Genomic DNA, 11,672 nt, shown 5'->3' on the forward strand with positions numbered 1-11,672 from the left:
ATGGGGCGTTCAGCGCGGTCCTCCCGGGAGCAAGAACGGAGCGAGGGAACCCCGAAGCGAAGCGTAGGGGCCGGATGATGGAGCGAGGATTTTTTGGTTCCTTTTTGATCCTTCAAAAAGGGACCCGCCGTAAGGGCGGAAAGGTGACTATGCGTCCCCATCGCCAATGAATGCGCATAAAAAAATCAAAACTATCATCCCCAAACCCAAGCCCCCCAGAACACCCCCCACCCCATGGTCTAGTCTGAAACCTACCGGTACCGGCCCACCCCCAAACCACAAAAGCCGGCCCGGAAACCATTGGAGTCCCTGGGAGGTGCCCCATGAGCCTGCTGCTCGAGCCATACACCCTGCGTCAGCTGACCCTGCCCAACCGCATCGCCGTATCCCCCATGTGCCAGTACTCCGCCGTAGACGGCCTGGCCAACGACTGGCACCTGGTCCACCTCGGCAGCCGCGCGGTCGGTGGCGCGGGTCTGGTGATCAGCGAGGCGGTCGCGGTCACCGCCGACGGACGTATCACCGCCGAGGACCTCGGCTTATGGACCGACGACCAGATCAAACCCCTGCAACGCATCACCCGTTTCATCACCGCCCAGGGTGCCGTCCCCGGTATCCAGCTGGCCCATGCCGGGCGCAAGGCCAGCACCCACAGGCCATGGCTCGGCAAGCAGGGCAGCGTCAAGATCGAGGATGGCGGCTGGCAACCGGTCGGGCCATCGAAGATCGCCTTCGACCCACAGCACACCGCGCCACGTGAATTGACCAAGGACGAGATCCAGGACGTGGTCGCCGCGTTCGTCGCCGCGACCGAGCGGGCATTGCAGGCCGGCTTCAAGGTGGTCGAGATCCACGCCGCCCACGGCTACCTGCTGCACCAGTTCCTCTCGCCCCTGAGCAACCAGCGCCGCGATGAATACGGCAGCTGCTTCGAAAACCGCATCCGCCTGACCCTGCAGGTTGCCGAGGCGGTACGCAAGGCCTGGCCGCAGGAACTGCCGCTGTTCGTGCGGGTATCGGCCACCGATTGGGTCGAGGATGGCTGGAACCCGGACGAGACCGTCGAGCTGGCCCGTCGCCTACGCGCCCTGGGTGTCGACCTGATCGACGTGTCGTCAGGGGGCACCTCGGTCAATGCCGAGATCCCCACCGGCCCCGGCTATCAGACTCGCTTCGCCGAACGGGTACGCAAGGAGTCGGAAATCGCCACCGGCACCGTCGGCATGATCACCGAACCGGCCCAGGCCGAGCATATCCTGCGCACCGGTCAGGCCGATGTGATCTTCCTCGCCCGTGAGCTGCTGCGCGACCCGTACTGGCCATTGCATGCCGACGACGACCTGGGTGGCAACAAGGCGACCTGGCCGGCGCAGTATCAGCGGGCCACCAGCCGGGCCAACCCCATCCACGAGTCGGACCTGCGCGACTGACTCAGCGACAGGCTGCCTGGCTGAGAATGTCGCTGACCCACTGGTTGATACTCTTCTGCGCCAGCTCGGCCTTGGCCGCCACGCTGGCGTGGAGGGTGGGCTCCAGGCGCAGGCTGAGTTTTCCGGAGTAGGTCTTCTGCGGTTCGCGCCCCAGGCGCTGGCAGGTTTCGAGGTAGTCATCGACGGCTTCCTCGAACGCCTGGCGCAGTTCGCTGATCGATTCGCCATGGAAGCCGATCACATCGCGGATGCCGGCGACATGGCCAACCAGCAGCTGGTCTTCGTCGCTGTATTCGATGCGGGCCGAGTAGCCGCGGTAGTTCATCACATTCATGGGGTAACTCCTGCCTGCTCCAGGAACTGGCGGGCATCGCGCACCTGATAGGGCTTGGCGTGCCGGTCGGGGTGAGGGCGATGGAAGGTCGCGACCTCGCCATTGAGCTCGAACCGCACGCGTGAACCCCTGCCTTCGATCACCCGAGCACCGAGCGAAACCAGCAGGGACTCCAGGCGCGACCAGTCCAGCGTTCGTGGAACGGGCTTCTTGAAGACGAGTTCGAGTAACGCACGTTGATGATTATTCATGGTATCAGTCTGTGATACCAGTACCGCAAAGCTCAATAGATCAACGGTAGGGCGCCGCAGGGGCAATTCGTGGGAAATGTCGCGCGGTTGTGCGGAAAAACCGCTGCGCCATGGTAACGCTCCCTACTGGAAGCAACTGGCGCAGCCAACAAACCAAGCTGGGCAACATCTGGATGCAAATGCGTTAAGCGTGGCTTCAGCTTGCCGGCCTACTCTGGAGCCCTACCTAATTTGGATGCTTGCGAGGTCTGCCAGATGAACACCCGTGGTCTGCTCGATCAGCTATTGAAAACCGGTCAATCCATGCTGCAGAACCAACAGGGCAAGGGCACCAGTCACAAGGGCTCCGGTAGCCTCGGCAGCCTGCTGTCCGGTGCCGGTGGTGGCGCATTGGCGGCGGGAGCCATGGGCCTGCTGCTGGGGAACAAGAAGGCGCGCAAGTACGGCGGCAAGGCGCTCACTTACGGCGGATTGGCCGCGCTTGGCGTGCTGGCCTACAAGGCCTATGGCAACTGGCAGGCGCGCCAGGGCGCGGGCAATCACGAGCCGCAGACCCTCGACCGCCTGCCGCCGGCCCAGGCCGAGCAGCATAGCCAGGCCGTGCTTCGGGCGTTGGTGGCAGCGGCCAAGTCCGATGGCCATATCGACGAACGCGAGCGGGCGTTGATCGAGGGCGAGTTCACCCGCCTGGACAGCGACCGAGAGTTGCAGCACTGGCTGCATGCCGAACTGAACAAGCCGCTGGACCCGGCCGAGGTCGCCCGCGCCGCGCAGACCCCGGAAATGGCCGCCGAGATGTACCTGGCCAGTGTGATGATGGTCGATCAGGAGAACTTCATGGAGCGCGCTTATCTCGATGAGCTGGCCCGCCAGCTGCGCCTCGACCCGAACCTGCGCCAGGAGCTGGAGAACCAGGTCAGGCTTGCCGCGGGTCAATGAACCGGCATTTGGCCACCTGAACGGGCACGGACGCCTGAATACCGCCACATTCAGCCGCAATTGAACGGGAAGCCTGGGCTATACTTCGGCGATTTTTCCCGCTCGTATCGAATTCCTGAGGGCTGAATGTGAAGAACTGGACCTTGCGCCAACGGATCCTGGCAAGTTTCGCCGTGATCATCGCCATCATGCTGCTGATGATCGTGGCCGCCTACTCGCGGCTGGTGGCGATCGAGTCCAGCGAGGAAGCCGTGGGGTCCGACAGCATCCCCGGCGTCTACTACAGCTCGATGATCCGCAGTGCCTGGGTCGACAGCTACGTCACCAGCCAGCAACTGGTGGGGCTGTCCAACCACCGCGAGATCACCACGGCCGATCTTGAGTTGTTCAAGGGCTTTGATGATCGCCTCAAGAAACATATGGCCAGCTACCAGGCGACCATCCGCGACGCGGCCGACCAGGCAGCTTTCGATGACTTCACCCGTCTGGAGGAGGAGTACGTCAAGCTCGTCGACCAGGTCCTGGAGACCTACCGCCAGAAGAACTACCCCGAAGCCCAGCGCTTGATCATGGATGTGCTCACGCCAGCCTGGAAGGAAGGGCGCCAGCACCTGAACGAAGTGATCGAGCGTAACCGCGAGTCCGCCGACAAGGCCACCAACGACATCGTCAGCGCGGTCAACACCGCCAAGGGCAGCATGATCGTCTCGTTGCTGCTGGCCATCATCGCCGCTGTTGTCTGCGGCCTGCTGCTCATGCGCGCGATCACCGCACCCATGCTGCGAATCGTCCATGGGTTGGACGGCCTGCGCTCCGGCGATCTGAGCATGCGCCTGAACCTGGACCGCAAGGATGAGTTCGGCGCGATCGAGGGGGGCTTCAACGAGATGGCCGAGTCGCTGGCCAACCTGGTGGCCCAGGCCCAGCGCTCGTCGGTGCAGGTGACCACCTCGGTCACCGAGATCGCCGCCACCTCCAAGCAGCAACAGGCCACCGCCACCGAAACCGCCGCCACCACCACCGAGATTGGCGCCACGTCGCGGGAAATCGCCGCCACCTCGCGGGACCTGGTGCGCACCATGACCGAAGTCACCAGCGCCGCCGACCAGGCTTCGAGCCTCGCTGGCTCCGGCCAGCAGGGCCTGGCACGCATGGAAGAAACCATGCACCAGGTGATGGGCGCCGCCGACCTGGTCAATGCCAAGCTGGCGATCCTCAATGAGAAGGCCAGCAACATCACGCAAATGGTGGTGACCATCGTCAAGGTCGCCGACCAGACCAACCTGCTGTCACTTAACGCCGCCATCGAGGCGGAGAAGGCCGGTGAATACGGTCGCGGTTTCGCCGTGGTCGCCACCGAGGTGCGGCGTCTGGCCGACCAGACCGCCGTGGCCACCTACGACATCGAGCAGATGGTGCGCGAGATCCAGTCGGCGGTGTCGGCCGGGGTGATGGGGATGGACAAGTTCTCCGAGGAAGTGCGCCGCGGCATGTTCGAGGTGCAGCAGGTCGGTGAGCAACTGAGCCAGATCATCCACCAGGTGCAGGCGCTGGCGCCGCGGGTGCTGATGGTCAACGAGGGCATGCAGGCCCAGGCCACTGGCGCCGAGCAGATCAACCAGGCGCTGGCCCAGCTCAGTGATGCCAGCACCCAGACCGTCGAGTCGCTGCGCCAGGCCAGCTTTGCCATAGATGAACTGAGCCAGGTGGCTGCCGGGCTGCGGGGCGGTGTGTCGCGGTTCAAAGTCTGACGAAGATGAACGACATGTCCCCCCGCGAGGCGCGCGCCACCACTGAAAAGGGCGTGCTGTACCTGCAGTTTCGCATCGCCGACCAGCGCTTCGCCCTGGATGTGCGCGAGGTGATCGAGGTCCTGCCGCATCGTGCGCTCAAACCCATAGCCCAGGCCCCGGCCTGGGTGGCCGGCGTGCTTGCCCATCGTGGTGCGCTGGTGCCGGTGATCGACCTGTCGGCGCTCAGTTTCGGCTCGCCGGCCCAATCGCGTAGCAGCACGCGCCTGGTGCTGGTGCATTACCGCGTCGATCCACAGCGCCCGCAGTTGCAGTTGGGGCTGATCCTGGAGCAGGCCACCGATACCCTGCGTTGTGCGCCCGAGGAGTTCCAGCCCTACGGCCTGGACAATGCCGAGGCACGTTACCTCGGGCCGGTGCGCCAGGACGCACGGGGCTTGCTGCAACGCATCGAGGTGGACGACCTGCTGTCGGACGCGGTGCGCGAGTTGCTGTATCCGCTGGAGCCAGGGCAGGTGCAGGCATGATTGAGCAACGTTTCTTTCGCTTCCTGCAGGAGCGCATCGGCCTGGACGTCGAGTCGGTCGGCGCGGCAATGGTCGAGCGTGCCTTGCGCCAGCGCTGCACCCTCTTGCAGGCGGTAAACCTGGACGACTACTGGCTGCGCCTGCAGCAGTCGACCGATGAGCAGCAGGCCCTGATCGAGGCAGTCATCGTTCCGGAAACCTGGTTCTTCCGCTACCCCGAATCCTTCACTGCGTTGGCGGGGCTGGCCCACAAACGCGTGGCTGAACTGGCCGGTGCCCGGCCGCTGCGGATCCTCAGCCTGCCGTGCTCCACCGGCGAGGAGCCGTATTCGATCGCCATGGCGTTGCTCGACGGCGGGCTGAGCCCCGGGGCATTCCGTATCGACGGCATCGACATCAGCCCCAGCTCGGTGGCCAAGGGCGAGCAAGGTGTTTATGGCCGCAATTCCTTCCGCGGCAGTGAGCTGGCCTTCCGCGAGCGGCATTTCACCGCCGTCGACGAGGCCCATCGCCTGGATGCGCGGGTGCGCCAGCAGGTCAGCCTGCAGGTGGGCAACGTGCTCGATCCGGCGCTGCGGGCGCGTGAAGGCCTCTACGATTTCGTGTTCTGTCGTAATCTGCTGATCTATTTCGACGTGCCGACCCAGCAGCGGGTGTTCGAAGTGCTCAAGCACCTGACCCATGCCCAGGGCGTCCTGTTCATCGGCCCGGCCGAGGGTAGCCTGCTGGCGCGCCTGGGCATGCGACCGCTGGGGATCGCCCAGTCATTTGCCTACGTGCGTCAGGATGAAGCGCCGCCGGTCGTCATTGCCAAGCCGGCGCCGGTGGCCCGCCCAGCAGTCGCGCCACCCGTGCCACCGCGGGTCGTTGCGTTGCCGTCACGGATCGGCAGGACGAGCGCCGCGCCAGTCGCCAAGGCGATGTCTGCCGAGGATGAGGCGCAACTGCTGGCCCGCATCGCCCAGCATGCCAATGCCGGCGACAGCGCCCAGGCCAGGGAAGGCTGCGAGCGCTATCTGCGCAAGTTCGCGCCCAAGGCACAGGTCTATTACTGGCTGGGGTTGCTCAGCGACACCGAGGGCGATGCCGCGCAGGCCATCACCCATTACCGCAAGGCCCTCTATCTCGAACCACAGCATCCAGAGGCGCTCATGCACCTGGCCATGCTGCTGGCCGCGCAGGGCGACGAGGCGGGCGCGCGGCGCCTGCAGGAGCGTGCTGCTCGGGCTGGCCGGGAGTCTGAACGATGAGCGGCGGATACCATATGCAACTGATCGCCCACGATGACGAGCAGATCGATGACTGCTGGAACCGTATCGGGGTGCATGGCGACAAGCAGTGCCCCTTGCTGCCACGGCATGTGCACTGCCGCAACTGCGAGGTCTATGCCGAGGCGGCCACGCGCCTGCTCGACCGTTATGCGCTGATCCAGGATGAACAGCTCGAGGCGCCAGTCGTGCAGGAAGAGGCGATCGGCCGCTCGATGCTGCTGTTCCGCCTGGGCGAGGAATGGTTGGCCCTGGCCACCGCCTGCCTGGCCGAGATCGCCCCGTTGCAGCCGGTGCACTCGTTGCCTCACCAGCGTTCGCGGGTGCTGCAGGGGGTCGCCAATGTGCGCGGTGCACTGGTGCCTTGCCTGTCGCTGGCCGACCTGCTGGGCGTGCCGATCGAGGCGGGCAGTGAGCGCGGCGGGCGGAGCATGCCGCGCATGCTGATCCTGGCGGCCGAAGGCGGGCCGGTGGTGGTGCCGGTGGACGAGATCGACGGTATCCATCGCCTCGACCCGGCGAGCCTGGACAATGGCCGCGATGCGGCGCACTTCACTGCGGCGGTGCTGCAGTGGCGCGGGCGCAGCGTGCGTGTGCTGGATGAACAACACCTGATGTCAGCCGTGAAGCGGAGCCTCTCATGACCCCGGAGCAAATGCGCGATGCGTCGCTGCTCGAGCTGTTCAGCCTGGAGGCCGAGGCCCAGACCCAGGTGCTCAGCGCGGGCCTGATGGCGCTGGAGCGCAACCCCGCGCAACCCGATCAGCTCGAGGCCTGCATGCGTGCGGCGCACTCGCTCAAGGGGGCGGCGCGGATCGTTGGCATCGACGCCGGGGTCAGTGTCGCCCACGTCATGGAAGACTGCCTGGTAGCAGCCCAGGAGGGCCGCCTGCTGCTGCGCCCCGAGCATATCGACGCGCTGCTACAGGGCAGCGACCTGCTGATGCGTATCGCCACGCCGGGCGATCAGGACAGCGAAGCCGCCGTGGCGGTGTTCCTGGCGCAGATGGCGGCTTTGCTCGACCCCTCGGCGCCAATGCTGGCCAACGCGCAGCCGAGTGCACCGAGCCTGCCGACTGTCGTCCAGCCCGCACTGCCGGAGCCCGAGCCCCTGCCGCCACCGGAGCCCGACGTCGAAGCGGAACCGATGCCTGCCCGCAAGGCCGGAAAACGCGGTGGCGAGGGCGGCGAGCGGGTGTTGCGGGTCACCGCCGACCGACTGAACAGCCTGCTCGATCTGTCGAGCAAGTCGCTGGTCGAGACCCAGCGTCTGAAGCCTTACCTGGCCACTCTGCAGCGCCTGAAGCGCATGCATGGCCAGGGCATGCGGGGGCTCGACGGGCTGAAGGCCCAGCTGGAGGAGAGCGGCCAGGGGCCGGAGGTGCTCGAAGCCCTGGCCCAGACCCAGCAATTGCTGGCCGAGACTCAGCAGATCCTGTTGCAACAGGCGGCTGACCTGGACGAGTTCGGCTGGCAGGCCAGCCAGCGTGCGCAGTTGCTGTACGACACGGCACTGGCCTGTCGCATGCGTCCGTTCGCCGATGTGCTGACCGGGCAGAGCCGGATGGTCCGCGACCTTGGCCGCTCGCTGGACAAGCCCGTACGCCTGCTGATTGAAGGCGAGAAGACTCAGGTCGACCGCGATGTGCTGGAAAAGCTCGAGGCGCCGTTGACCCACCTGCTGCGCAATGCTGTCGATCACGGCATCGAGCTGCCCGAGCAGCGCCTGCTGGCCGGCAAGCCAAGCGAGGGCACGGTACGCCTGCGTGCTTCGCACCAGGCCGGATTGCTGATCCTCGAATTGTCCGATGACGGTGCCGGTATCGATCTGCAGCGTCTGCGCCGCAGTATCGTCGAGCGTGCCCTGTCGCCGGCCGAGACCGTGGCGCAGATGAGCGAGGCCGAGCTGCTGACGTTCCTGTTCCTGCCGGGCTTCAGCCTGCGCGACACGGTCACCGAGGTGTCCGGTCGCGGTGTCGGGCTGGACGCGGTGCAGCACATGGTCCGCGACCTGCGCGGGTCCATCGAGTTGACCCAGGTGGCGGGGCAGGGCTGCTGCTTCCACCTGGAAGTGCCGTTGACCCTGTCGGTGGTGCGCAGCCTGGTGGTCGAGGTGGGCGGCGAGGCTTATGCCTTCCCCCTGGCGCATATCGAGCGCACCGTCGAAGTGCCGGCCGAGGCCATCGTGCAGATCGAAGGCCGTCAGCACTTCTGGCACGAAGGGCGGCATATCGGCCTGGTGGCCGCCAGCCAGTTGCTCAACCGACCGGCGGCCCAGGGCGATGAACAGAGCCTTCGGGTAGTGGTGATCCGCGAGCGCGATCAGCTCTATGGAGTGGCGGTCGAGCGGCTGATCGGCGAACGGGTGCTGGTGGTGATGCCGCTGGACGCGCGCCTGGGCAAGGTCCAGGACATTTCCGCCGGCGCCCTGCTCGATGATGGCTCGGTAGTGCTGATTGTCGATGTCGAGGACCTGCTGCGCTCGGTGGACAAACTGCTCAGCACCGGCCGTCTGGAGCGTATCGAACGGGGCGGACGGGGCGGCAAGGGCGTGACACGCAAGCGCATCCTGGTGGTCGACGACTCGCTCACGGTACGCGAGCTGCAGCGCAAGCTGCTGGGCAACCGCGGCTATGACGTGGCGGTGGCTGTCGATGGCATGGACGGCTGGAACGCCCTGCGCAGCGATGATTTCGACCTGCTGATCACCGACATCGACATGCCGCGCATGGACGGTATCGAGTTGGTCACCTTGGTAAGGCGCGACAATCGCCTGCAATCGCTGCCGGTGATGGTGGTGTCCTACAAGGATCGTGAAGAAGACCGGCGTCGTGGACTGGATGCCGGCGCCGACTATTATTTGGCCAAGGCCAGCTTCCATGACGATGCGTTGCTGGAGGCGGTCGTGGAGCTGATCGGAGGTGCCCAGGGATGAGAATCGCCATCGTCAACGACATGCCCATGGCCGTGGAGGCCCTGCGCCGTGCGTTGGCATTCGAGCCCGCGCATCAGGTGATCTGGGTGGCGGGCAATGGCGCCGAGGCGGTGCGCCTGTGCGCCGAGCAGACCCCGGACCTGATCCTCATGGACCTGATCATGCCGGTGATGGACGGTGTCGAGGCCACCCGGCGGATCATGGCCGAGACTCCCTGCGCCATCGTCATCGTCACGGTGGACCGCAAGCAGAACGTGCACCGGGTGTTCGAGGCCATGGGCCATGGCGCCCTGGATGTGGTCGACACACCGGCGCTGGGCGCGGGCGACGCCCGGGAGGCGGCCGCGCCGCTGTTGCGCAAGATCCTCAACATCGGCTGGCTGATCGGGCAGCAGCGTCCCAGCGCTGCCCGGGCGGTGGCCGCGCCGCTGCGCGAGGCGTCGCAGCGGCGAGCACTGGTGGCCATCGGTTCTTCGGCGGGAGGGCCGGCGGCGTTGGAAGTGCTGCTCAAGGGCCTGCCGCGCACTTTCCCGGCGGCCATCGTGCTGGTCCAGCATGTCGACCAGGTGTTCGCCGCCGGCATGGCCGAATGGCTCAGCACCGCGTCCGGCCTGCCGGTGCGCCTGGCCCGCGAGGGTGAGCCTCCGCAGCCGGGGCAGGTGCTGCTGGCCGGCACCAATCACCATATCCGCCTGCTGAGGAATGGCGAGCTGGCCTACACTGCCGAGCCCGTCAACGAAATCTACCGGCCCTCGATCGACGTGTTCTTCGAGAGCGTGGCGCGCTACTGGTCTGGCGATGCGGTGGGCGTGCTGCTTACCGGGATGGGACGCGATGGCGCCCAGGGCCTGAAACTGATGCGCCAGCAGGGCTTCCTGACCATCGCCCAGGACCAGCAGAGCAGCGCGGTATACGGCATGCCCAAGGCTGCCGCGGCGATCGACGCGGCGGTGGAAATCCGTCCGCTGGAGCGAATTGCCGGGCGACTGATGGAAATCTTTTCGAAATGACGATATGTATTGAGGCGCGCCGCGTGGCCGGCGGTCAACGGGTGACTACGGATGAATGATCTACCGATCGAAGGTTTCACGACCATCAACGAAAGCGCGGCGATGGTCCTGCTGGTCGACGATCAGGCGATGATCGGCGAAGCCGTGCGCCGTGGTCTGGCCCACGAAGAGAACATCGACTTCCACTTCTGCGCCGACCCGCACCAGGCGGTGGCCCAGGCCATGCGCATCAAGCCCACGGTGATCCTTCAGGACCTGATCATGCCGGGTCTCGACGGCCTGACCCTGGTGCGCGAGTACCGCAACAACCCGGCCACCCAGGACATCCCGATCATCGTCCTGTCGACCAAGGAGGACCCGCTGGTCAAGAGCGCGGCCTTCGCCGCCGGGGCCAACGACTACCTGGTGAAGCTGCCGGACACCATCGAGCTGGTGGCGCGTATCCGCTATCACTCGCGCTCGTACCTGACGTTGTTGCAGCGCGACGAGGCCTATCGGGCCCTGCGGGTGAGCCAGCAGCAGTTGCTCGACACCAACCTGATGCTGCAGCGGTTGATGAACTCGGACGGTCTCACCGGGCTGTCCAACCGTCGTCACTTCGATGAGTACCTGGAGCTTGAGTGGCGCCGGGCTATTCGTGAGCAGCAGCAGTTGTCGTTGCTGATGGTCGATGTCGATTACTTCAAGGCGTTCAACGACAGTTTCGGCCACCTGGCCGGTGACGAGGCCCTGCGGCAGGTGGCCGAGGCCATACGTGGCTGCTGTTCGCGGCCGACCGACCTGCCGGCGCGATACGGCGGCGAGGAGTTCGCCCTGGTGCTGCCCAACACTTCGCCTGGTGGTGCGCGGCTGGTGGCGGAAAAGCTGCGCCAGACCATCATGGGCCTGAAGATCGCCCACACCGTGCCCGAGGCGGCCTCGCACCTGACTGTAAGTATCGGTCTGGCGACCTTGACGCCGAGTGTCGGCAGTCATTGTCGGCAATTGATTTCGGCGGCGGACAAGGGGTTGTATCTGGCCAAGAACAGCGGGCGTAATCAAGTCGGGATTGCCTAAGTGAGTTCCCGCGGGGTGTTAGTGTTTTCAGACCTTACTAACCCTGCGGGACCGGCTTGTCGGCAGAGGCCATAAATTACAATTGCTGGCTAAAACCTAAACTCCAATTTCTTCGCTCTTCGCTCTTCGCTCTTCGCTCTTCGCTCTTCGCTCTTGCTTCTAAGTGCGCGG

Annotated in this window: 11 protein-coding genes; 9 read left to right on the forward strand and 2 right to left on the reverse strand. The window is 65.5% G+C overall.

Annotated features, from left to right (window positions below; translation table 11 throughout):
• The first annotated feature begins 323 nt into the window (after window positions 1-323).
• A complete protein-coding gene (locus NMG10_RS25450) occupies window positions 324-1,430 on the forward strand; it encodes an NADH:flavin oxidoreductase/NADH oxidase (RefSeq protein ID WP_234563051.1) in 1,107 nt (368 codons plus the stop codon).
• Between the two features lies 1 nt (window position 1,431).
• On the opposite strand, the gene NMG10_RS25455 is transcribed toward NMG10_RS25450, so the two are convergent.
• Together NMG10_RS25455 and NMG10_RS25460 are read right to left on the reverse strand one after the other, a co-directional pair.
• The gene (locus NMG10_RS25455) at window positions 1,432-1,764 is read right to left on the reverse strand and encodes a type II toxin-antitoxin system HicB family antitoxin (protein ID WP_050704363.1); all 333 of its coding nucleotides are present in this window, start codon (window positions 1,762-1,764) and stop codon (window positions 1,432-1,434) included.
• A complete protein-coding gene (locus tag NMG10_RS25460; RefSeq protein WP_050704364.1) occupies window positions 1,761-2,015 on the reverse strand; it encodes a type II toxin-antitoxin system HicA family toxin in 255 nt (84 codons plus the stop codon). Before NMG10_RS25460 ends, NMG10_RS25455 begins: the two co-directional genes overlap by 4 nt.
• A gap of 255 nt (window positions 2,016-2,270) precedes the next feature.
• Here NMG10_RS25460 and NMG10_RS25465 point away from each other — a divergent pair, with 255 nt between their 5' ends.
• The 8 genes from NMG10_RS25465 to NMG10_RS25500 all read left to right on the forward strand — a co-directional run bounded on the left by NMG10_RS25465 (window position 2,271) and on the right by NMG10_RS25500 (window position 11,501).
• Entirely contained in the window at window positions 2,271-2,954 is a 684-nt protein-coding gene (locus tag NMG10_RS25465; RefSeq protein WP_203651040.1) for a tellurite resistance TerB family protein, read from the forward strand.
• A 128-nt stretch (window positions 2,955-3,082) separates the two neighbouring features.
• Window positions 3,083-4,705, forward strand: a complete 1,623-nt coding sequence (locus NMG10_RS25470; protein WP_232857707.1) for a methyl-accepting chemotaxis protein — start codon at window positions 3,083-3,085, stop codon at window positions 4,703-4,705.
• A gap of 5 nt (window positions 4,706-4,710) precedes the next feature.
• Window positions 4,711-5,232: a chemotaxis protein CheW gene (locus NMG10_RS25475; RefSeq protein WP_232857708.1), complete on the forward strand. Its 522-nt coding sequence runs from the start codon at window positions 4,711-4,713 to the stop codon at window positions 5,230-5,232.
• The gene (locus tag NMG10_RS25480) at window positions 5,229-6,482 is read left to right on the forward strand and encodes a CheR family methyltransferase (RefSeq protein ID WP_254465346.1); all 1,254 of its coding nucleotides are present in this window, start codon (window positions 5,229-5,231) and stop codon (window positions 6,480-6,482) included. The genes NMG10_RS25475 and NMG10_RS25480 overlap by 4 nt, the downstream gene beginning before the upstream one ends.
• Complete coding sequence (locus tag NMG10_RS25485; protein ID WP_232857710.1) at window positions 6,479-7,144, forward strand: chemotaxis protein CheW; 666 nt, start codon at window positions 6,479-6,481, stop codon at window positions 7,142-7,144. Before NMG10_RS25480 ends, NMG10_RS25485 begins: the two co-directional genes overlap by 4 nt.
• Entirely contained in the window at window positions 7,141-9,435 is a 2,295-nt protein-coding gene (locus tag NMG10_RS25490; RefSeq protein ID WP_254465347.1) for a hybrid sensor histidine kinase/response regulator, read from the forward strand. Before NMG10_RS25485 ends, NMG10_RS25490 begins: the two co-directional genes overlap by 4 nt.
• Complete coding sequence (locus NMG10_RS25495) at window positions 9,432-10,445, forward strand: chemotaxis response regulator protein-glutamate methylesterase (protein WP_203651051.1); 1,014 nt, start codon at window positions 9,432-9,434, stop codon at window positions 10,443-10,445. Before NMG10_RS25490 ends, NMG10_RS25495 begins: the two co-directional genes overlap by 4 nt.
• Before the next feature lie 51 nt (window positions 10,446-10,496).
• Window positions 10,497-11,501, forward strand: a complete 1,005-nt coding sequence (locus tag NMG10_RS25500; protein WP_050704372.1) for a PleD family two-component system response regulator — start codon at window positions 10,497-10,499, stop codon at window positions 11,499-11,501.
• Window positions 11,502-11,672: the final 171 nt, after the last annotated feature.

The organism is Pseudomonas sp. DVZ6 (genome assembly GCF_024259445.1).
In the GTDB taxonomy this organism is placed as follows: Bacteria; Pseudomonadota; Gammaproteobacteria; order Pseudomonadales; family Pseudomonadaceae; genus Aquipseudomonas; species Aquipseudomonas peradeniyensis.